Annotated in this window: 20 protein-coding genes; 6 read left to right on the top strand and 14 right to left on the bottom strand. The window is 43.8% G+C overall.

The window, feature by feature from the left end; translation table 11 throughout:
• Positions 1 to 144: 144 nt before the first annotated feature.
• The 5 genes from AB4517_RS14385 to AB4517_RS14365 form a co-directional block, all read right to left on the bottom strand.
• A complete protein-coding gene (locus AB4517_RS14385) occupies positions 145 to 1,137 on the bottom strand; it encodes an ABC transporter substrate-binding protein (RefSeq protein WP_017063893.1) in 993 nt (330 codons plus the stop codon).
• A 555-nt stretch (positions 1,138 to 1,692) separates the two neighbouring features.
• On the bottom strand, positions 1,693 to 2,382 hold the full coding sequence (locus AB4517_RS14380; protein ID WP_017063892.1) for a tyrosine-protein kinase family protein: 690 nt from the start codon (positions 2,380 to 2,382) through the stop codon (positions 1,693 to 1,695).
• Complete coding sequence (locus tag AB4517_RS14375) at positions 2,382 to 4,481, bottom strand: SLBB domain-containing protein (protein ID WP_372148512.1); 2,100 nt, start codon at positions 4,479 to 4,481, stop codon at positions 2,382 to 2,384. The genes AB4517_RS14380 and AB4517_RS14375 overlap by 1 nt, the downstream gene beginning before the upstream one ends.
• Positions 4,478 to 5,314 carry an OmpA family protein gene (locus tag AB4517_RS14370; protein ID WP_017067078.1) on the bottom strand — a complete coding sequence of 279 codons (837 nt, stop codon included), beginning with the start codon at positions 5,312 to 5,314 and terminating at the stop codon, positions 4,478 to 4,480. Before AB4517_RS14370 ends, AB4517_RS14375 begins: the two co-directional genes overlap by 4 nt.
• 62 nt (positions 5,315 to 5,376) lie before the next feature.
• Positions 5,377 to 5,706, bottom strand: a complete 330-nt coding sequence (locus AB4517_RS14365) for an STAS domain-containing protein (RefSeq protein ID WP_017059596.1) — start codon at positions 5,704 to 5,706, stop codon at positions 5,377 to 5,379.
• 311 nt (positions 5,707 to 6,017) lie between these two features.
• Between AB4517_RS14365 and AB4517_RS14360 the strand changes: the two genes are divergently transcribed.
• Positions 6,018 to 6,860 carry a DNA ligase gene (locus tag AB4517_RS14360; protein WP_065584423.1) on the top strand — a complete coding sequence of 281 codons (843 nt, stop codon included), beginning with the start codon at positions 6,018 to 6,020 and terminating at the stop codon, positions 6,858 to 6,860.
• Between the two features lie 100 nt (positions 6,861 to 6,960).
• On the opposite strand, the gene AB4517_RS14355 is transcribed toward AB4517_RS14360, so the two are convergent.
• On the bottom strand, positions 6,961 to 8,331 hold the full coding sequence (locus AB4517_RS14355; RefSeq protein WP_017063888.1) for an MATE family efflux transporter: 1,371 nt from the start codon (positions 8,329 to 8,331) through the stop codon (positions 6,961 to 6,963).
• Between the two features lie 161 nt (positions 8,332 to 8,492).
• On the opposite strand from AB4517_RS14355, the gene AB4517_RS14350 reads away from it, so the two are divergent.
• A complete protein-coding gene (locus AB4517_RS14350; RefSeq protein WP_017065861.1) occupies positions 8,493 to 9,101 on the top strand; it encodes a riboflavin synthase in 609 nt (202 codons plus the stop codon).
• A 108-nt stretch (positions 9,102 to 9,209) separates the two neighbouring features.
• On the opposite strand, the gene AB4517_RS14345 is transcribed toward AB4517_RS14350, so the two are convergent.
• A complete protein-coding gene (locus AB4517_RS14345) occupies positions 9,210 to 9,413 on the bottom strand; it encodes a CPXCG motif-containing cysteine-rich protein (RefSeq protein ID WP_017059600.1) in 204 nt (67 codons plus the stop codon).
• Between the two features lie 92 nt (positions 9,414 to 9,505).
• Entirely contained in the window at positions 9,506 to 10,372 is an 867-nt protein-coding gene (locus AB4517_RS14340) for a fructosamine kinase family protein (RefSeq protein WP_017059601.1), read from the bottom strand.
• A gap of 585 nt (positions 10,373 to 10,957) precedes the next feature.
• Between AB4517_RS14340 and AB4517_RS14335 the strand changes: the two genes are divergently transcribed.
• Positions 10,958 to 11,302, top strand: a complete 345-nt coding sequence (locus AB4517_RS14335) for a DUF3802 family protein (protein WP_010440912.1) — start codon at positions 10,958 to 10,960, stop codon at positions 11,300 to 11,302.
• A gap of 107 nt (positions 11,303 to 11,409) precedes the next feature.
• On the opposite strand, the gene AB4517_RS14330 is transcribed toward AB4517_RS14335, so the two are convergent.
• Positions 11,410 to 11,895, bottom strand: coding sequence for a C40 family peptidase (locus tag AB4517_RS14330; RefSeq protein WP_017059602.1), 486 nt, complete (start codon positions 11,893 to 11,895; stop codon positions 11,410 to 11,412).
• Between the two features lie 104 nt (positions 11,896 to 11,999).
• Here AB4517_RS14330 and AB4517_RS14325 point away from each other — a divergent pair, with 104 nt between their 5' ends.
• Positions 12,000 to 14,045 carry a methyl-accepting chemotaxis protein gene (locus AB4517_RS14325; RefSeq protein ID WP_372148511.1) on the top strand — a complete coding sequence of 682 codons (2,046 nt, stop codon included), beginning with the start codon at positions 12,000 to 12,002 and terminating at the stop codon, positions 14,043 to 14,045.
• A 207-nt stretch (positions 14,046 to 14,252) separates the two neighbouring features.
• On the opposite strand, the gene AB4517_RS14320 is transcribed toward AB4517_RS14325, so the two are convergent.
• Positions 14,253 to 15,056, bottom strand: coding sequence for a sterol desaturase family protein (locus AB4517_RS14320; protein ID WP_102320209.1), 804 nt, complete (start codon positions 15,054 to 15,056; stop codon positions 14,253 to 14,255).
• Between the two features lie 68 nt (positions 15,057 to 15,124).
• Between AB4517_RS14320 and AB4517_RS14315 the strand changes: the two genes are divergently transcribed.
• A complete protein-coding gene (locus AB4517_RS14315) occupies positions 15,125 to 15,871 on the top strand; it encodes a tRNA-uridine aminocarboxypropyltransferase (protein ID WP_372114790.1) in 747 nt (248 codons plus the stop codon).
• Between the two features lie 163 nt (positions 15,872 to 16,034).
• Positions 16,035 to 16,943, top strand: a complete 909-nt coding sequence (gene nagK / locus AB4517_RS14310; protein ID WP_050621335.1) for an N-acetylglucosamine kinase — start codon at positions 16,035 to 16,037, stop codon at positions 16,941 to 16,943.
• A gap of 186 nt (positions 16,944 to 17,129) precedes the next feature.
• On the opposite strand, the gene AB4517_RS14305 is transcribed toward nagK, so the two are convergent.
• The 4 genes from AB4517_RS14305 to AB4517_RS14290 form a co-directional block, all read right to left on the bottom strand.
• The gene (locus AB4517_RS14305) at positions 17,130 to 17,396 is read right to left on the bottom strand and encodes a DUF2960 domain-containing protein (RefSeq protein WP_076651615.1); all 267 of its coding nucleotides are present in this window, start codon (positions 17,394 to 17,396) and stop codon (positions 17,130 to 17,132) included.
• Between the two features lie 298 nt (positions 17,397 to 17,694).
• A complete protein-coding gene (locus AB4517_RS14300) occupies positions 17,695 to 19,512 on the bottom strand; it encodes a bifunctional molybdopterin-guanine dinucleotide biosynthesis adaptor protein MobB/molybdopterin molybdotransferase MoeA (RefSeq protein WP_372148510.1) in 1,818 nt (605 codons plus the stop codon).
• Positions 19,512 to 20,096 (bottom strand): molybdenum cofactor guanylyltransferase MobA, encoded by a 585-nt coding sequence (gene mobA / locus AB4517_RS14295; protein ID WP_004733776.1) that lies wholly within the window; start codon positions 20,094 to 20,096, stop codon positions 19,512 to 19,514. Before mobA ends, AB4517_RS14300 begins: the two co-directional genes overlap by 1 nt.
• Entirely contained in the window at positions 20,074 to 20,793 is a 720-nt protein-coding gene (locus tag AB4517_RS14290; protein ID WP_017059609.1) for an energy-coupling factor ABC transporter ATP-binding protein, read from the bottom strand. Before AB4517_RS14290 ends, mobA begins: the two co-directional genes overlap by 23 nt.
• Positions 20,794 to 20,802 lie beyond the last annotated feature (9 nt).

The raw sequence follows: 20,802 nt of genomic DNA, 5'->3' as shown, positions 1-20,802 counted from the left end.
ATATCCTTATAGTTCGGAGCCACTTGTCCATGCGATAAGAAAATCGCTAATGAAAAGGGCTCCGAATCATGAATAACATCAAGTATAGCGACGTTATTTCTGTTTTATTGTTGAAGCGTAATTACTTGTTATTAAATCAAGCTCTTACAGCTCTGCTTCAACTTTCTTAGCCACTTCTTCAGAAACCCATGGGTGCCATACTTCTGGGAATTCACTTAAGAAATGCAGACTCGCTTCTTCGCCATCAGCTTGGTTGTCTTCCATCCAAGCAAGTAGCGAGTTCATTTTGTCGTTCGTGAAACCACGTTTAGTAAAGTAGTCGTATGCTTCAGGAGCACGTGACGCAAAACTTTCAGTGGTAATCGTGTGAACAGGTGAAGGCGGGTACATGGTCGCTTTTGGCGATTCACAATCTTCTTTAGTGGTACAGTTAAGGAACTCTTCCTCATTAACGCCACTGCCAAAGTCGACTTTAACCATGTCGTATTTACCTAGCACAGCCGTCGGTGCCCAGTAGTAACCAAACCAAGCTTCTTCACGTTCATAAGCTTTTGCGATAGAGCCAGATAAGCCGGCACTCGAGCCTGGATCAACAATCGTGAAACCGCTGTTTTCTAGCTCAAGAGCATTAAACAGGTTTCCGGCGCTGATCTGACAGTTCCAGCCTGCAGGGCAGCTGTAGAATGCAGATGTATCTGGGTCTTCAGGGTGTTTAAATAAGCTTGCGTTTTTGCGTACGCCTTCGATGGTTGCCATTTCAGGGTACTGTTTTACTAGGTAAGCTGGAACCCAAAAGCCTTCTTCGCCGCCGTTCACAAGTGCTTTACCTGCGTAGCGAAGACGTTTTTCTTCAACACCTTTATCTAATGCGTCTTTTAAGCTGTTGCTCCAAAGTTCAGGTGCAACATCAGGCTGGCCTTTTTCGATCATAGACGTGCCTGTTGGCATAGTGTCGCCAGGGATAAGTTCAGCATCACACCCATAACCATGTTCAAGGATGAATTGGTCGATATTGGCGATCAGTGTTGCAGAGTTCCAGTTCATATCTGCGATTGTTACGCTGCCACATTCTCCAGCGTTAGCATTACCGCTGGCTGCTGCTACTAACAAAAATACGGAGCTTAACTTGTATTTCATATTGAGTTTCCTTTCTCTTTAATAATACAACTAAGGTAACCAAGGTAAATTGATTATCTAAATTGCTCGATGGTGATCCTTTCCGTGTATTTGAACCATTTGAGCAGAAGGAGGGATGGGTGAAGTTTGAATAGATAAACGTGCAAAGTCAGTGAAGTGTGATTTGCCAATTCATCCACTGTGTTTCAACAGCCATCGGATAACTTTGTCAAACTATTACAAATTCGTCAAAAACCACCTCTATTTATAATCTTAGGGAATAATCGTACGAATTCCATCTTTGATGCGATTTACATGGCACTTTAACCGTCTGTGTCACATTACCGCTAAAGTTAGGTGTGGGGCTGTTTATTTTTGAAGGGATTTAAAGGTGGTAAGACCATGAATGACGTGTGTGAAATGCGTTGAATGGTTTTTAAAATCTTATTTTTAATAACAATTTCGCCAAAAACACCCAATTTGGTTTTGAATCATTCAGAGCAGTTGGAGCTTGAAGTCTAATACGATTGGCGGCTGTCATGGTTTTAATGACAGCCAGAAAGTAGCAAAAGAAAGTTACATAGGAAGGTTCAAAAACTCATTTTGATACAGCTTGTTTGCCAAGCTATCGCGAAGCTTAACGGGGATAAATTTCATTCGATTGATTTGTCTGACCAACTCTTGTGCAAAGCTAGGCTTTTGTTTCATGTTCATCACGCAGCCCATTAGATTGATACTTTGTGCATCAAGCAGCTTTTTCGCTTGTTCTAGGTGGTGACTCGACGTTTCTCCATAGGCGACAACAATTAGTGTACTGCCACAAGCGCTCGCGACAGACTGCGCCGGAATATTGCCTTTGTTTATGTTGAGAAGCGGTGAGGTATCAATGATGACTCTGTCGTATTTCTCTAACCATTTGTTGACCACTTTTTGTAACGTTGTCGGATCTTTATAAGCCAATTGCGTTGAAGCAACTTGTGGAGCAGGGACACCGATAAACGTACGCTGAGATTCAACATGTTCTATCAGTTGACCTTGCTGATTATCTTCTAGCATATTCAAATCTTTGAAAGCAGGGTTGAATAAGTTGAGATCAACATAAAGCGTTGAATGACCCGCAAGAAGAAAACGCTCGGCTAATGCGGTTGCAATAGATGTTACGCCGTCACCTGAATGGCAGGCGGTGACGCATATTGATTTTTGGCCGTTAAGTTCAGAAGCTAAATACAGTTGCTCGACTTCGGCATGGGTCGCTGAAATTGTCATTATAAAGCTCCTATTAATACGATGGTGGTGGTGATACGCAGTATGTCATCAAGTCCGACGCGTGCTTTTTCAATAAAGCTTTCGCGACGGTCTGGGATGTAAATCGTGTCACCAGCGCGTAGCACCGGCAAGTTGTAAATGTTCGCCGTTTTGCTGAATTCAACAAGGTCAAAAGTACGAGCCTGACCTTGGCAGCAAGACATATTGACGATGGTAATTTTTTCTACATAAGCATTGTCGGTAGGTCCTGCTGCTTCTGCCAGAATATCTAGAATGGTCATGTTGTCGTTGAACACATAACGCCCCGGATTGTTAATCGCACCAAGCACACGAACGGTTTCTTCTTTCGGTGTATCTAACCAGTTTTTGCCTTTCTCTGGGATGTAAATCGTGTCGCCAGTGGTTACGTTTGGCAGTAACGATTCGTCACCGGTTTCGAAGTACAGTGATAAGTTAAGTTTGCTTACTTGCGAATAGGTTTTGTCACGATGCGTTACTCGAACGTTGTGGATGTCGGCATCCTTTGTTGGACCGTCAGCCGCAGACAAGATATCAAGGAAGTGCATGTCTTTGGTGAAGCGGTAACGACCGGGTGCATTCACTTGTCCAAAGATGTAGATCGAAGCATCAGAGCTTTGACGAACCCATTGTGATTTATTGTCTGAAGGATCTTGTGGCAAGTCGTGAACACGCACGATAGAGCCCGCTCGAATTTGTGGCATTTGGTCACGTGGCGCACCATTTCGAATAAAATCATCAAGGTTAAACACAACTAGCTTTCTACCAGTAACAACTTCGATTTTCGATGTGTCAGCGCGTAGCGTAGGGCCACCGACGTGTGCCAATAATCCCATGAAATTCATTTCATCTGACCATTCAATACGACCAGGTCGATTCACCTCACCAATCACGTTAACTGCTCTGTCTGGCGTGATTTTCAACCAAGACTTCTCGTTCATGTCGGTTTTCTCGGGAACGAAAATCGCGTCACCAGCTTTGATGCTAGGAGGGTTAGAGTTAGGTAAGCCTTCAGTGTAAGCCGCTAAATCGAATTTAAGCACTCTGCCATCTGCTTTGATAACACGGATTTGTCGTGACTCTGCAAATCGAGTTGGGCCGCCCGCATTCGCCAAGATATCCATAAAGGTCGCGTCTCTTTTGCCTTCAAAAGCACCAGGGGCTGCGACTTCGCCCATTACGTAAACCATGTTGGCGCCGGATTTGATCTCTTCTTCTTGCTTGGGAACGAAAATGGTCGCACCCGGGCGTAAAATTGGAAGCAGACTTTCGTCACCAGAATCTAAGTAACGTTTTAGGTTGAATAGCGTTGGGGTGTTGTTCGAAATCACTCGGATTTGCTCAACACTGGCATAACGAGTTACGCCGCCCGAACGCATAAGTACGTCGACAAGGTCGGTGTTCTCTTTGTAAGTGAACGAACCCGGCGCGTTCACCTCACCAAACACTTTGATGGAGTTACGAGAATCAGCACTGTCACCTGAGTTAGCAAGCTTTGCTGCGTCAAACTCTTGCTCGATGTTACCGACTAATGGAGAAGCTGGAACGAATAGTGAATCCAGTGATTGAAGAGTAGGTAATGCTGACTCGTCTCCTGAATCAAGGAATCGTTTGTAGTTAAACTCTTTCTTATCTGCGCCTCGCTTAAGAATCAGCTTATCCAGTTGCGCGCCCGGGCGTAAACCACCCGCAGCGTAAAGTGCCATTTGGATGCTAGAACCTAATGAGAGCGTGTATTCGCCAGGCTGTTCTACATAACCTTGCACGTAGATGATGATTTGCTGCTCTTTTACATACACTGAAGCGTTCGAAAGATCTTTGTAAGCGGTTGCCAGCGACTCTAGAACGACTTTGTTAAGCTGTTCGCTGTCGTAACCCGCAACAAACACAGCGCCTACTTCTGGAAGAGTAATACGGCCACGCTTATCCACTTGGAACCCCGTGTTTAAGGTACTTTCACCGGGTACGTTAACTTGGATTAGATCACCGACTTGAACCGCGTCTGAAAACTCATCGTTAGCATTGACGACATTCGCAAAGCATAACGATAGGGTGATGATAAAAGCGATCAAGAATTTCATAATCCACCTCCCATTTTCTCGGCATTCTTAGGCGAGACAATTTCAATACTTACTCGGCGGTTCGTTAAACGCGTGCCGTCGGATTCACCTTCAAAAAGAGGGACGGTTTCGCCAACAGAGACGGCTTTGATTCGTTGAGCGCCTAGTCCAAAAATAGTCAGGTAGCGTTCGACTTGTTTCGCTCGTCCAAGTGCTAACTTGTCGTTGTATTCTTCGGCACCCGTTGCATCAGCATGGCCGGTAACAACAAGGTCTAGGGATTTGTGTTCTTTAAGTAAAGTGGTCGCCTCGGCCAGTCTTCCCATATATTTAGGATTTACTTCAGTCGAGTTTTCCGCAAATTGGTTGTCAACATTAAGCAGGTCATACAACTGTTCAATAACCGACAGTTGCATTCTAAATTGATTTTCATTTTTTGGTGGCTCACAGCGGGCTTGTGAAGTTACGTAATCCAGTTGGACCTCAAGTTCATTTAGGCGTTTTCTTTGGATCACTAAGTCGTTGGCTGCATCCAGTAGTAGACCGCCTTGAAGTTCACGAGCAATACGATTTTGCTTTTCGATTGCTTGAACAACAGCAGCTGGGAAACACCAACGAGCACCTTCTTGGATCAAAGCATCAAGGTGCAATTTAGCGAGCTGCCAATCAAAGCGTAATCCATGTTCTGGACCAAGAGGCTCGTCTGGCATGACAGGAGAGAAGTCTGAGTTTTGATAGTTAATAGAATCGTAACTTTCAGCCAAACCCCCTGTGCCTTGTTCAGGATAGCTAGTACAGCCACCCAGAACGAGAGCGGACAGAGAAAGGGCTATGTAGTTTTTCAGTATTTTCATGCCAACGTCCTATGTTTCTAATTTTTCTTATTATTTTTTGTTACTTCTAGCTTAGTGGGTCTTCATGAATTTGCAGGATTTTTTGAATTTACTGGGATAGCGTGGCCAATACGTAGTAGGTTCATAATTTCAAGAGGCTGACCAGTCACATTTTCAAGTCGCATGTTGCGTTCGCGCTCAGTCAGACGTTTGAACATATAAACAATCGCGCCAACACCAGATGAATCTAAAAACTCAACCTGGCTAAAATCAACTTCGATTTCAGGGTGACCATCGTTAGAAATCACATCATCGATGTCGGTTTGTGCATCACGACTGCCTGCTGCATCCAGATCACCGAAAATAGAAAGTGTCAGTGTCGTTGTGTTTAAATCAGTCTTACGTAGTTCCATAGCGATATCTCCTTTTAAGTATGTATGGACAACTGCACTGAATGTGCCAACTTTTATGTTGTTATTTTTCAATAATTTATGTTTAGTACGAATTCCTATCTCAAATTGAGAAAAGACGTTTCTCAATATGAGAACTAAAAACGGCGGAATATATGAGAGTTATAGGTCATTAATTTAATGAATAAATGAAAAGGTTAGATAAGGTTGATGAGTGGATCGCATCTTCTAGCAAAGGTTGTCTACCTACGTGTCAGAACGCTTAGGATTAAAGGCGTTTGTTGACTACTACAGATATCAATACGGAGCAGATGATGAGATTAACTAAATTGGCGATAGCAACTCTATGGGCGTGTTCGCTTTCTTCTCATTCATCCTATTTACCTCCCGACCATTTGGTACTGGCCAATACATACCAACAAGGCATTGATGTTTCTGAATACTGGAAGAGTGAAAAGCTTGATGGGATTCGGGCTCTTTGGGACGGACAACATCTTTATACACGCAATGGTAATCGCATTTACTCACCCAAGTGGTTTACTGAAAACTTGCCTAAGGTCCATCTCGAAGGAGAGTTGTGGGCAGGAAGGGGCAAGTTCCACCTTGTTCAATCTACCGTTCTCGATCATACGCCGAGTGACACAGCATGGCGCCAAATCGATTTCATGCTGTTTGATATGCCAGGCGCTGCGGGAGATTATCAAAAGCGCTATTACAACATTTTGCATTGGGTAAGCGTGATTGGAGAATCTCATGTCAGCTACATAGAACATGTACCAATTCACAGTGAAGAGGCTTTGTTTCATCAACTTGATAATGTCGATGAGCGTAATGGCGAAGGTTTGATGCTTAGAAAAATCACCAGTCGTTATCAAGCAGGCCGAAGTAATGATTTGTTAAAACTGAAAAGGCATCATGATGCCGAAGCCACAGTTATTGGCTACAAGGGTGGGACAGGGAAGTATAAAGGGATGATGGGTTCAATCTTGGTTCACACAGAAGAGGGTGTGGAATTTTATATAGGCAGCGGGTTCAGTGACCAAATGAGACTCGCACCGCCAGAGATCGGCAGCCGTATTACCTTTCGTTACAATGGTTTTACTCAAAACGGAAAACCCAAGTTTGCGCGCTTTGTTCGAGAGAAGAGTGAATATTAAGGCAGATACGATCTACCTGACCATTAAACGAAAAAGAGCCCTGAAAATCAGAGCTCTTTTTTTATTCGAAATCAGATAGACCGACTTAGCGAGTACGAATCTAGCGAGAACTAAATTCTAACTGAACGTCATCGTCCTGCTTGTGCATCCAGTGTAGACGCATACCCAGCATAATCGCGGCTGACGTTAGACCGACGATGAAACCAATCCAGAAGCCGTGCGCACCCATAGGGTCAACAATCCAATCTTTCATACCCAAGATGTAACCGATAGGAAGACCAAGCAACCAGTAAGCCACAAAGGTGATGTTGAAGATTGAACGCATGTCTTTGTAGCCACGCAGAGCACCCGCAGCGATAACTTGGATGGCGTCAGTACATTGATAAACCGCCGCGAACAACAGCAACTGCATTGCAACCATAATTACTGCCGTGTTCTCTGTGTAAAGTAATGCAACCTGTTCTCTAAACAGAATCGTTAACGCCGCTGTCATAAGGGCTGTCACTAAACCAACAATGATACCCACGTGTGTCGCGATCTTCGCACCTTCGGTGTTGTTTTCGCCCAACTTATGGCCAACACGAATACTCACGGCTGCACCGATACTCATTGGAATCATGAAGACCAGCGAAGAGAAGTTGATCGCGACTTGGTGCGCGGCAACAATCAATGAACCCAATGGTGCAACTAACAAAGAAACCACCGCAAACAGAGTTACCTCGAAGAAGATAGCGGCCGCCACAGGGAAACCAAGTCTAAACAGACGAATTTGAGCTTTAAGTTGCGGTTTATGGAACGTACCGAAGATGTTGATTTTCGCCAAACGCTTTGATGTTAAAACGTAAGCGAACAGTAGTGCAAACATCACCCAATATACGATAGCCGTTGCAACGCCACAGCCAACACCACCCAGAGCAGGAGCACCAAGTTTTCCGTATACGAACATCCAGTTCAGCGGGATGTTTAATAGCAAGCCAATAAAACCAATCACCATCGCAGGCTTGGTTAAAGACATACCATCGGTAAAGCTTCGCAATGTTTGGAACAACAAAAACGCAGGTACAGCAAACATCACCGCATTCATATAGCCGATGGTCTTTTCCGCCATGAGTTGTTCAATGTCCATCCACTCCAATATCAATTGTGTTTGAAAAAGCACACCAATGATTGGAAGGGAGATGACGAGCGCTAAAAATGCGCCTTGTTGAATTTCGAATGGAATTTTTACTTGTCGACCAGAACCATTCAGTTGTGCAACGACAGGAACCAACGCCATCAATAGACCAACACCAAATAGGATTGATGGTAGCCAGATACTTGCTGCAATCGAAACCGCCGCCATATCGATAGCACTTACGCCACCGGCCATCACGGTATCAACAAAACCCATTCCAGTTTGTGCAACAGATGCGATCAATACTGGGGTCGCAAGTTTGATTAGATTCGAGGATTCTTCTTTGTAACGATGCACAAACAACTCCAAATAAGAGGGAAAATTAGAATAATAGTGTAGGAAAGGACATTCTGAAGGAATCAGAGACAATGATCTTAAGCTTCCACTGGACGAATCATAAAGAAATGTCACAATAACTGCTATGAAAAACTGTTATTAGAATGCTAAATAGGAATCTTATGTTTACAGGTATCGTTCAAGGCATGGCAACACTGGTTGCTATCAACAAAAAAGAGTCGTTTCAAACTCATACCATTGAGCTAAGCGATGAAATGGTTGAAGGATTAGCCATTGGTGCTTCAGTAGCTCATAACGGTTGTTGCTTAACGGTAACGGAAATTTCAGGTAACCAGATTGCTTTTGATTTAATGCAAGCGACATTGCGATTGACGAACTTAGGCCAACTGAATGTTGGTGACAAAGTGAATGTTGAGCGTGCAGCAAAGTTTGGTGACGAAATTGGTGGGCATAGCATGTCTGGCCACATTACTCTGATGGCTAACCTAGTCGATGTGATTAAAACAGAAAACAACCGTACGCTTTGGTTTGAGCTGCCTCAAGAATCAATGAAGTATGTGCTGAGTAAGGGTTACATCGGCGTTGATGGTTGTTCATTGACGATTGGTGAAGTGGAAGAGAACCGTTTCTCTGTTCACCTGATCCCAGAAACTCTGAATCGTACTCTGTTTGGCGGCCGTGAAGTAGGCGACCAAGTGAACATTGAGTTCGATCCACAAACGCAGGCAATTGTTGATACTGTCGAGCGTGTATTAGCGAACCAGAAATAGCCACTAAGCGCATTGAATCGGTGGCAATAAAATCACACCGATGACCAAATTAAAAAAGAGCACGTGAGGTGCTCTTTTTTGATCATGGTTTAAACGAGAAACTGATTGTCAGAATACTTGTTCATCATCGGCATCAATCGAAAGGTTGATTCTGTCTCTTACTTCGTCAACCTGCATATCCAAATGAATGGCATTGCAACACGCTGGACAATCATCATAGAAGTCTTGGCTACCATTAGATGCATCAAGCGTGATGTTAATACCGTGCCCACAATGCGGACAGGAGACATGTTTCTCTGTGTATTTATGCATCGCGAATTCTCCTCACTGTAACTTGTTCCAATCGTAGTAGCTTTAAAGATCGCAGTAGCGTTATAGAACGCAATAGCTAGCTGTGATTGGTATTAAACGGCCTGTATCTTCTGAATGCATGCTTCAGTGTGTGCTAAATATTCGCCGCCAAATTGATTGCAGTGGTTAAGAAGATGGTACAAGTTGTAAATGTCTTTCCGATCAGTATAGCCAACGTCGAGTGGATTGACGCTCTGGTAACCTTCATAAAACTCTTTAGGGAAACCTTCAAACAATTCAGTTAACGCCAAATCACACTCATGGTCCCCCCAGTAACAAGCAGGGTCGTAGCAAATTGGGCCAAACGCAGAGTTAGCAACATTGCCATTCCAAAGATCCCCATGAAGCAAAGAAGGGCGAGGGTTGTGGCCAGCAAGACGCATATTCACCACATCAACGATGTCATCGATATCACCAAACTCGATGCCTTTCTCTTTGAGCAGTTGCAGTTGGAAACCAATGCGTTGCTCAGAGAAAAAGCGACCCCATTTCTTATGCCAAGGGTTGGGTTGAAGTGTGCTGCCGATATAGTTGTCTTGGTCGCAACCAAACTCTTTTTGCTCGCCCCATTGATGAAGCCGCGCAAGCTGAACGCCGAAATCGAAGCTATTGTTGCCCGTCTCGAGCGGTTTGGTCGGCAAGTAATTCAGAATAATGAACGAGCACTCTTTGGTTTTGCCAATAAGCACCAACTCAGGAACGTAAACAGTGGAGGTTTCTCTTAACAAGCGTAAGTTCTCAGCTTCAATTTCAAACTTAGGTAAAAATTCTCGCTGATTCACTTTCACAAAGTAACGCTCATTCCCATCGCTGATCATATAGCAATCGTTAATGTCGCCACCAGAAACCTTGGTACGTTCAGTAATCTGAAAGTTAAATAGAAGAGTATCTGAAAGTTGTTGAGAAATGGCCTGCCACATAGGAAATCCTCAAAGACTGAAAGTTAAAAAGATTGAAGGTTAGAAATACTGTTTGTTTAATAGCAATAGTTTAGGATAAATCTGAACAATTTATAGACGCACTCGTCAATGTTCTTAGCTCTTCTTCATCTTACGTAGAATCAATTGGCCGAATTGTGAACTCGAACTGATTCAAGCTCTTTGAAATACAAACATAAATTGAAAACCTGACGTGATGAAATAGTTTGGAACTGGTCTCACAATCGAAACGGTTTTGAACGCCACAAACTGGAAAAGAGGTTTGAGCTTGTTATTGTCTAGCGACTAAATCAAATGAGCTTTTAGAGTAAGTTGAAAGGACTATTGTTAACTGGCGCAATACTTTGCTTCAAAGTTTGTCTTACACTTCTTTAGCGTGAATTTACTTATGTCGTAAGTAGGCAGGTATACCACATAAAGCTATATCGATTTAATTTTAAGCTGAAATACTAACTAGGATCATTTAAATGTAGTTTTGGGCAATAAAGTGATGACAAATAGCTTCATTTACATAGTATTAGGCAAGTACGTATTAATCTGCTCTAGAGCTTAAAACGGAGAATTATTGTGGTTGTAGAAACCGATGGCTATTTGGCTTTAATCGAGCACCTATCATTCAACCTTGATGTGTTTACCAATAGTAATGGTGATACTGGAAACGAAAGTGTCGAAGACATTGTTACCGACATGATTTCAACAAACATCATGGCTATTTTCGAGCAAAACCCAGAGTTGCATTCGAGCGTTCGTTTTCAACTTTTGAAAGAAGCAGATGCCGTAGTAGCGGATCTTGGTGAAGTATTAGCGGGTGTGTGGGCTAAGAAAGCGACTAACGAACAAATTGTATTCCTCGATGAGTACATCGCGTTAGTGAAGAACCTGTTTGATACTGCTGTTGCTAAATACGATTAACGGTTTGTTTGCTCATTTATCGTCGTAATTAATCAGCATAATAACAACGGGCGTTTAAGTCGTATCTTTCTAGAGTTACCTCGCTCAGCGGTTTATCTTTCGAACCGCTATAAACGCCTAAAGTGCCAAAACTTGGATGCCCAGTAAGGGTTATCTAACCTAGAAATAATGACACCTTTCGATGTCGAGGCATGTAGAAATTGGTTGTTTCCTAAATAAACGCCTACATGTCGCACCGTCATCGAAGTCTTGAAAAACACCAAGTCACCGCTTGTTGCCTGCCCATACGCAATTTCTTTTCCCTTTTTACTCTGGTCTTTTGTGGTTCTTGGTAGAGCTTGTTGAGTCGCATTTTGCACGGCGATTTGAACAAAAGCAGAGCAATCTATACCTCGAAATGAGGTCCCACCGAAATGGTATGGCACGCCTTTCCACTGTTCATACACGCTCATATAAGCGTTTGTAGTCAATTGTTCTGACTTTGATAGGGGTTTCTGTGCGGTTTGACTAAGCTGAGAAGGCGAAGGTGACGAGCTACAAGCAGCCAATGTTGCTAAAGTTATTGTAACTACAGCCATTTTTCTGATTTTCATATGTAACTCTTCTGACAAAAAACTGAAATAAAAACGTCATCAAGGACTTCTAGTATACGACCTAACTTAAGGATATCTCTTTTCGTAGTCAAACTGGATTTCACATGCCCGACACAAATTTATCAATAAAACCCTCACGTTATACATTCTCGCTCATTCAAACCGTCACTGCTGTATTTATTTCCATTCTTTTACTTGTTACTTTTTTATCAATGGTTAGCATTCGGGGCGTTGAACGGGTCGGGGGACATTTTGATGCACTCTCGGAACAAGCATTACCCCTTGCTCTACATAACGCCGAATTAACGCAAAGCGTATTAGAACAAGTAAAACTTCTCACTTACAGCACCCAATCAACCGACTTAGATACACTGAATGCCACAAGGGGCTCAATTGACCAACTCGCGACAGAGAGCAATACCACGCTAGAGGAACTTCTTTTTATTTCCCAATCTTTTCCTGATGCGATCTCTTTAGAGCAACAACAAATCCTTGTCGATGACATGGCGCAACTGCAAGCTATGACCAACACGGTACTGCTGGCGCAGATTGAGATTCAAAGTAAGCAAAATCTGATCGACAGTAAAATGGGCGAGTTCCGTTATGGCGTTGGATCTATCGGACCAGAAATGAATCGAATCAGCTCATTCTTGGTTGAAGACAACCCAGAAGCGAGCGATGCAGCGAACCGATTCACATCCAGTGCGTCTGCTATGGCGAACACCTTCTTGATGTTGATGATGCAACCTGACATTGATAAAGCACAAGACGAATACCGTCAATTGAGAAACCGAATCGCAGGCCTTAACTTGGCTTACAGCGATTTTGCCGATTGGCATCCAGACATCGTTGAGTTCGCGAGCTTGACGGCGCCTTACGAGATGGTGAAAGAAGGCTTTACCGAAGAAGGCGTGATCAAACAGATCCTCTTGAAACTCGAACTTGTTCAGCAGCAAGAGCAGAACTTAACGCAAGTCATTACCTTAGCGAACACCGTCATTAGCACATTGAATCAGTTGTCTTCTACCGCTTCCCATCTGATTGATGAAAGTGAACTGGTTGTAAATCAAACCATTACCAATATTGATCGTGTGTTGTTTATCAGCGGGCTAGTGATTGCCGTAATCATTGTGATTTCATGGTTCGTGTTACGCCGTTGGATGAATAAAGGGCTTAAAAACATAACTCAACAGTTGAGTTCACTGGCAGATCATGACTTCTCTAAACAGAGTGAATTACTGGGGCCGCTAGAGCTGCAAGTTATTACTTCAAAACTCAATACGGTCGTTGATTCAACCGCAGATTCGGTTCGTTTAGTAACGCGCAACTGTGAGACGCTTTATCAAACGGCAGAAGTAAGCCACGACGCTGCAGAGCAAACCAATTCGAGCTTGAACGAGCAGAACGAATCACTTCAGAATATGATCACCACCATTACGGAGCTGGAAGCATCGATTGGTGAGATTGCTCGTATCTCTAACGCATCGAACGACGATGCTCAAATAGCAGAAGATGAGTCAGTGAATGGCAGCCAAGTGGTTGGCCTTAACCAACAACGATTACAAGCGCTTGAGCACTCTCTTAGCATGAGTGAAGAGTCGATGGCTGACTTGGATGGTCGAGTGAAACAGATTCGTGAAATGGTCGACATGATCAGTGGTATCGCTGAAAACACCAACTTATTGGCACTTAACGCTGCGATAGAAGCGGCGCGAGCAGGTGAACAAGGTCGAGGTTTTGCGGTAGTTGCAGACGAAGTGCGTAAATTGGCGAGCGGCACATCCCAGCAAACCACCAATATTCGTAGCATGATGAACGAACTAGTAGCGGCAGCAGATCGCTCACGTGCTTCTGTAACGGAATCGAGAAGCGAGATGGCCAATGCACTGCAAACCAGTGGTGATGTAAGACAAGCCTTCGAGAAAATAGAATTTGCAGTAAGCCAGATCAAAGGGCGTGTTGAGCAAATCATGGTGGCTACCGAACAACAAGCACGTGCGACTGTCGATGTAACGCATTCTATCACTCGCGTGTCTGAGCAGGGCGAAAATACTAAGCTGCAACTTGAATCTATGATCGAGAGTTCAGAGCAAGTCGGAGAGATAGCAGGGCACCAACAAGCTATGCTTCATAAGTACGTTTTAAACTAAACGAGCGTGCTGAAATAAACGAGCGTGCTGAGTTAAGCCAAACAGCACAAGAGTTGAAGCGCTAACTGCTCTTATAATTCTATCGATACAGAAACGCCCTTAAGTTCTCACAAGAATCTAAGGGCGTTTTGTTTTCGGATTAAGATAACTTTGGTATTAAGCTAAGGTTGGTCTCAATATAAGCTTGAGACTCAACTGAATTCGAACTTAATCTTTCGTTGTCGGGAATCGTGCAAATGGCTGACGTAACATTAAATCTAGCCGTTGCTCTTTACCATCTTGAATCTCGGGAACACCAATATGCACCTTGTCATGACCAAGCTTGGGTTGGGCGCGGTAAGTCTTAAACCAGATGTCCCACACTGATAAAAAGAAGCCAAAGTTTGAGTGCGTTTCCTTAACAATGACCGAGTGATGAACGCGGTGCATGTCTGGTGTCACAATCACTTTTCTCAATCGTTTATCGAACCATAGCGGAAGACGTGCATTGCTATGGTTAAACATCGCGCTCGCATTAAGAACAATTTCAAAGATCACGACAGCAATGACAGGCACACCAAGTGCGATCACCAAACTCACCTTGATGAGCATTGAAAGAATCATCTCAATAGGGTGAAAGCGCGTTCCGGTTGTGACATCGATATCTAGATCCGCATGGTGAACTCGATGTAGCTTCCACAACCAAGGAACACGGTGAAACACCAAGTGCTGTAGGTAAATGGCACAATCCAAGAGCAATACACAGATCAGAATGGTCAATTCTTTCGGAAGTGACAGGGTATTGAACAGACCCCATTGGTTTTCTTGTGCGATAACCGCCGCTTGAAATGCTGCGATAGGAATTATAGTGGCCAATAGAAAGCTGTTCAAAGCGACTAACGCAAAGTTGTTTCCCCAGCGAAACCATTTGCTTTGAGTCAGTGCTTTACGTGGAAAACGGTATTCCCAAAGCGCACACAGTCCGAAAACGACAATAAAACAAACAAGGCGAAGCAGTGATGGGTCTTGCATGGGAATTCCTTCTATCATTCTAGGGACACTGTAAGTACAATCGTGCCACTTTTCTAGATTTATCGTTATTGTCCATGAGAATCCACGCTTTTCACCGTTTATATCAACACCGTTTGTCTCTTTCTACCAAGCCGTTTAACGCGCGCGGGTGTAAAGTGGTTCGATGTGAGTTCTGTAAAATCAAACAAGACAGCTGTATCTGTGAACATCAACCAGACGTAAATACGAACGTCGCGACCATGTTGATCTTATCGGACAATGAAATACTCAAGCCAAGTAATACCGGCCGTTTAATCCTTGATACCGTTAAAGACAGCTATGCCTACCTTTGGCACCGCACTGAACCGAATCAAGAGATGATTGAGGTGCTGAAAGACGATAAATATCAGCCAGTCGTAGTCTTTCCTGAAGATTATACCGATGACAAATCGCGCGTGGTTGCAGACCTTGGTGAGATGCGAGATTCGAACAAGACGTTGCTGCTGATTTTTATTGATGGCAGTTGGCGTGAAGCACGACGTATCTTCCGTCGTTCAGAGTATCTGCAAGATTTACCCGTGTTGTCGATTGAACCAGAATCGGTTTCGCAATACATGATGCGTAAGTCAGACAACGAACAACATCTTTCGACTGCAGAAGTGGCGAGCTTGGTTTTGAAACAGGCAGGTGAAGAGCAGGGCGCTCAGACTTTACAGTTGTGGTTTGAGACATTTCGCGAAAGCTACATGCTAAGCAAGACGCGTTATAAGTCCGATCCAACCAAACCAAGCCTGAACGCTTTCATAGAGCACACTAAAAATGAGACGTCACTCTAACCTTTAACCGCTTTGTGCTGACTTGTTGTTCAAACAGATTCGAACACGAGATAAGTTTGTTATCTATCACGGTTTGTAGGGGGAGTGTTATGGATAATGCTTCCTAGATGTTTAGTTTGAAAAATTTATTTGCCCGAATTTAGGGAAAAATTGGAGAGATTTCATGTATTACGGCTTCGATGTTGGCGGCACAAAAATTGAATTTGGTGCGTTCAATGAAAAACTTGAGCGAGTAGCAACAGAACGCGTACCAACGCCTACTGAAGATTATCAACTGCTACTTGATACGATTGCCGGTTTGGTAAAGAAGTACGACAACGAATTTTCTTGCGAAGGTAAAATTGGTCTTGGTCTTCCTGGTATGGAAGATGCTGACGACGGCACAATGCTGGTTGTTAACGTGCCAGCTTCAACGGGGAAACCACTACGTAAAGACCTAGAAGCGCTTATTGGTCGTAGTGTGAAAATTGAAAATGATGCGAACTGTTTTGCGCTTTCAGAAGCGTGGGATGACGAGCTTAAAGACGAACCATCAGTAGCAGGCCTAATTCTAGGTACTGGTTTTGGTGGCGGTTTAGTTTACGAAGGAAAAGTGTTCTCTGGTCGTAACCACGTTGCTGGTGAACTGGGCCATATGCGTCTTCCTATTGATGCTTGGTTCCACCTTGGCGACAACGCACCGTTACTAGGCTGTGGTTGTGGCAAGAAAGGTTGTCTAGACAGCTACCTATCAGGTCGTGGCTTTGAATTGATTTACGAGCACTACTTCGGTGAGAAGAAGAAAGCGATCGAGATCATTCAAGCGTACAACGAAGGTGAAGCAAAAGCGGCTGAGCACGTTGATCGTTTCATGGAGCTATTGGCTATCTGTTTCGCGAACCTGTTTACCGGTCTTGATCCACACGTAGTTGCATTGGGTGGCGGTCTTTCAAACTTCGAACTTATCTACGAAGAGATGCCAAAGCGTATCCCTAAATACCTACTGTCTGTAGCGAAATGTCCAAAGATCATCAAAGCGAAGCATGGTGATTCAGGCGGCGTTCGTGGTGCTGCATTCCTTAACATTAAGTAATCGTGACTTAAGTTAAGCTAGCTAAGGTTAGATAGTTAAAAAGTACAAATAAAAATGCCGCAATCTCGAAAGAGGTTGCGGCATTTTTTATTGTTCGGTGCTTTCGTTTCTTTAGCGGTTAGCTGTTAGCTGTTAACTACAAACGAAAAGCTAGAAACGACATATCAAGAAAAGAGCCAAGAGGGCTTACTTCTTCTTTTTACCAACACCAAGATTGTCTTTTTGCTTCAACGTAAGCTTAGTAAAGCCAAGCTTGCGGAAGTAGTTGTCTTGGTAGTTGCGAACCGCTTTAGTATCAGAAATCAACTCAAGCTGTTGCTCAGTTTTTAGATACTCAGTGATGTCGATACCTTCAGCTGCAGCGACAGCTTCTTGGATCGTGCGGTGTTCTTGTTTTGAAAACAGTAACTCTTTGTCTTCGTCTTTGTAAGTGTACAGAATGGTACGAGCCATGGTGCTCTCCAATAGAATTATTACTTTGCGCGCACTCTACATAAAAAGCGTACGTGGCTCAAGGTAATGGTAAGAAATCTTAAGATTATCGTTCTAAACGTTTAGCGTAATTTAAGCTATTTGTCTTTTAGGAAACGAACAGGTTGTTTTTTCACGAACGAAAAAAACAAAAGCCCCTTAACATTGAAAAATCTATATAGGGGCTTCGTTTATGTTTTGGCGAAGATCTTCCAAATCATTTAAAAAGCAGCTAAGTTAATTAAAAAGCTGCTAAGTCAATTTAGGTGTTTGTTTTGAATCAAACGCGACCTTGCAGAGGAATGATCGTCACTGTCTCGCCAACTTTCACAGTATCAACTGCTGGAGGGATTTCGATTAAGCAGTTCGCTTCACTCATTGAACGCAGAATACCTGAACCTTGCTTGCCCGTTGTTTTCACTTCAAGCACGCCAGATTCATTCATCGAGAACACACCACGGCTAAATTCAGTACGGTCTTGGCGTGAGCGCAGTTGTTCAGTTGCTACAGCATTTGCTTTTACTGGTGTCCAGTTCGTTTGACCTTGAAGCTTGCGGATCGCAGGCTCAACAAAGTTAATGAACGACACCATCACAGCAACAGGGTTACCCGGTAAACCAAAGAACGGCTTGTTCTCAATCTTACCGTAAGCCAATGGGCGACCTGGACGCATGTTGATACGCCAGAAGTTGATTTCACCCAGTTTATCTAACGCAAGCTTGATGTAATCCGCATCACCAACAGACACACCACCAGAAGTCAAAACCATATCGGTTTCAAGCGACGCAGAATGCAGCACATCCATCATCTTCTGCTCATCATCTTCAATGATGCCGTAATCGACGATGTCACAGCCGAGCTTTTGAAGCATGCCGATAATAGTAAAACGATTTGAGTCATAGATAGAGTTTGGTTTTTGCTCGTGACCCGGCGCTTGAACTTCATCACCCGTAGAGAACACACCCACTTTCACTTTACGCAGAACAGGGCAGGTACCAAAACCTAACGACGCCATCATGCCCATTTCTGGCGCTTCAATGCGTGTGCCACGTGTAAAGACAGGTTGGCCGATTTCTAAATCTTCACCTGCCATACGGACATTTTGTCCAACCGAGATTTTAGCATCAGGGAAGCTAACTTTATCGCCATCTTGGACGGCTTGTTCACGCATCACGACAACATCAACGCCTTCTGGCATTGGTGCGCCGGTCATGATTTTAACGGCTTCACCTTGTTGCACGATTTGCTCGTAGCTGTGACCCGCCATGACTTCAGCAACGATGTTGTAACTGTCCAATTCTAGATCTTCACTACGAATTGCATAACCGTCCATTGCAGAGTTGGTATTCTGAGGAACGTTGATTGGCGAAATCACATCTTCAGCCAGCACGCGGCCGTAGCCTTGCAGTAATTCAACACTCTCTGTGAGATCGAGTGCGTCAATGCTATCAACAATCTTTTGTTGGCCTTGAGTAACGGTTAAACCTGCAGGAGAGAACGAATCACAACAAACAGCTGGCGCTGCGTCTTTTGAAGGTGAGCATGACACGGCTCTGCCTGTTGTAGAGACAAGGTCAAAGGACTGCGCGTAATCGATGATGAAATCACGAATCGCTTCTAAGTCGCTGATCGCCATTTGTGGCAGCTCTGATTCAACTTGGCTGTCTGCCGCGATAGCAATAATGTTGTTATCGTTTGGATATAACCAAGGTTTGCCCACTTCATCTCGGTGCAGTTCAATTTTAGGGAAGGCGATGTTCTTACAGCCTTCAACCAAAATCAGATCAAGCGTGTTGGTATCAAATCGAGTCAGCAGGTAATAAAAATCTGCTTCGGCTTCTGGTGTTTCTGTCATCATCACGTGACGATTACGAGAAGCAATCAACATTTGGTTCGCGCCCGCTTTACGTAAGCGGTAACTGTCTTTACCCGGCTTATCGACATCAAAATCGTGGTGAGCATGTTTTAACACGCCAACTTTTAAACCCGCATCAGTCAACAGAGGAAGCAGGGCTTCAAGTACGGTCGTTTTGCCTGTACCGCTATAAGCAGCAAAGCCCAATAAAGGAAGGTTAGGGCGTTGTTTAGAATCTTTCATTATTGAAGCGTTCCGAATTGGGTGAGTTCTTCTGGCGTGTTGAGATTAACAAAGCAGTTAGGAGAATCGCTGAAATCAACGTATTCGGTAACACACTCTTTGTATAGCAAGATGATTTTACGATCACCACGTTCCAAAAACGCTTCTAACTTTGGTAGAACACGTTTGTGGAATAGGGTGAATACAGGTTGCTTAAATTCGCCATCATGCGCGACAAGAATGTCGCTGTCTTCTTTAACTGCAGAACAAAAACGCTCAACAAGGTCGTCACTGATTTGTGGGCTGTCGCAAGGGACAAAGCCGACCCAGTCTGTACTCGCGTTTTTAAGGCCAGCATGAATGCCGCCCAATGGACCTGGATAGTCAGGGAAGGAATCGGAAACAACCGGAGCAAATGCTTGGTAACTGTCTAAGTTACGGTTGGCATTGATAGTGATGCTGACATCTTGCTGTGACAGCTTGTTTATAACGTATTGAATAAGCGGAGAACCGTTGAGCTCAACAAGTCCTTTATCTTTTCCGCCCATGCGGCTGGCCTGTCCGCCAGCCAAAATAACCCAACTAGTTTGCGTTGGAAGCAACATAAATATTCTCTTGTGCTTTATCTTTCTGAATAACTTGCAGAAGCGGGGATTCGGTCAAAGTATTGTCTTTGATCCACCACTGCTTCTTACATAAATCGGTTAACGCGTTAGTTTGGTGACTGGTGATGACTAAACTCGCGCCTCTCTGAAGAAGATCTTCGGCCATAATCACCAATCTTTCAATAGATTCTTTGTCTAAAGAAGCACTTGGTTCATCCATAAGCAAGATTGAAGGCTTAAGAATCCAAGCTCGAGCCATTGCTACGCGTTGACGCTCACCGCCAGACAACACAGAAATATGCTCATCTGCCAGGGTTTCTAAACCTACCATTCTCAATGCATTAATTATTTGAGCTCGCTTATCTTTTTGGCTCTCTTTGTTAAAGCGAATGCCATAAGCGACATTTTGGTACACCGAGCCATCAAAAAGATAGGGGGTTTGATGCAGGTAGATAATGTCTTTGAACTTGAGCCTAGGGAATAAGATCTGCTGCCAGCTTTGTGTCGGAGACTGAATGCGGCCAGAGCTGGGCTGAATCAATCCAGACAATATTTTAAGTAGGGTCGTTTTACCCACACCATTATCTCCTTTGAGATAAATGGCATCGTTGGGGCCGATCGACAATTCGGGAATATGGAACAAAACACGCTCTTTGTAGCGCATTGAAATTTGCTGCGTTGTTATTTTTATACTCATGACAGCGTT

Source organism: Vibrio sp. 10N.222.52.C3, assembly GCF_041474195.1.
Taxonomy (GTDB): Bacteria; Pseudomonadota; Gammaproteobacteria; order Enterobacterales; family Vibrionaceae; genus Vibrio; species Vibrio crassostreae_C.
Note: the sequence above shows the minus strand (reverse complement) of the source record. Positions and strands in the feature narration are given on the sequence as shown.

What these genes read in the sequence shown, in the direction of transcription:
- AB4517_RS14385 (WP_017063893.1), bottom strand. Translation starts at nt 1,137, where the DNA reads ATGAAATACAAGTTAAGCTCCGTATTTTTGTTAGTAGCAGCAGCCAGC.
- AB4517_RS14380 (WP_017063892.1), bottom strand. Translation starts at nt 2,382, where the DNA reads ATGACAATTTCAGCGACCCATGCCGAAGTCGAGCAACTGTATTTAGCT.
- AB4517_RS14375 (WP_372148512.1), bottom strand. Translation starts at nt 4,481, where the DNA reads ATGAAATTCTTGATCGCTTTTATCATCACCCTATCGTTATGCTTTGCG.
- AB4517_RS14370 (WP_017067078.1), bottom strand. Translation starts at nt 5,314, where the DNA reads ATGAAAATACTGAAAAACTACATAGCCCTTTCTCTGTCCGCTCTCGTT.
- AB4517_RS14365 (WP_017059596.1), bottom strand. Translation starts at nt 5,706, where the DNA reads ATGGAACTACGTAAGACTGATTTAAACACAACGACACTGACACTTTCT.
- AB4517_RS14360 (WP_065584423.1), top strand. Translation starts at nt 6,018, where the DNA reads ATGAGATTAACTAAATTGGCGATAGCAACTCTATGGGCGTGTTCGCTT.
- AB4517_RS14350 (WP_017065861.1), top strand. Translation starts at nt 8,493, where the DNA reads ATGTTTACAGGTATCGTTCAAGGCATGGCAACACTGGTTGCTATCAAC.
- AB4517_RS14345 (WP_017059600.1), bottom strand. Translation starts at nt 9,413, where the DNA reads ATGCATAAATACACAGAGAAACATGTCTCCTGTCCGCATTGTGGGCAC.
- AB4517_RS14340 (WP_017059601.1), bottom strand. Translation starts at nt 10,372, where the DNA reads ATGTGGCAGGCCATTTCTCAACAACTTTCAGATACTCTTCTATTTAAC.
- AB4517_RS14330 (WP_017059602.1), bottom strand. Translation starts at nt 11,895, where the DNA reads ATGAAAATCAGAAAAATGGCTGTAGTTACAATAACTTTAGCAACATTG.
- AB4517_RS14325 (WP_372148511.1), top strand. Translation starts at nt 12,000, where the DNA reads ATGCCCGACACAAATTTATCAATAAAACCCTCACGTTATACATTCTCG.
- AB4517_RS14320 (WP_102320209.1), bottom strand. Translation starts at nt 15,056, where the DNA reads ATGCAAGACCCATCACTGCTTCGCCTTGTTTGTTTTATTGTCGTTTTC.
- nagK (WP_050621335.1), top strand. Translation starts at nt 16,035, where the DNA reads ATGTATTACGGCTTCGATGTTGGCGGCACAAAAATTGAATTTGGTGCG.
- AB4517_RS14305 (WP_076651615.1), bottom strand. Translation starts at nt 17,396, where the DNA reads ATGGCTCGTACCATTCTGTACACTTACAAAGACGAAGACAAAGAGTTA.
- AB4517_RS14300 (WP_372148510.1), bottom strand. Translation starts at nt 19,512, where the DNA reads ATGAAAGATTCTAAACAACGCCCTAACCTTCCTTTATTGGGCTTTGCT.
- mobA (WP_004733776.1), bottom strand. Translation starts at nt 20,096, where the DNA reads ATGTTGCTTCCAACGCAAACTAGTTGGGTTATTTTGGCTGGCGGACAG.
- AB4517_RS14290 (WP_017059609.1), bottom strand. Translation starts at nt 20,793, where the DNA reads ATGAGTATAAAAATAACAACGCAGCAAATTTCAATGCGCTACAAAGAG.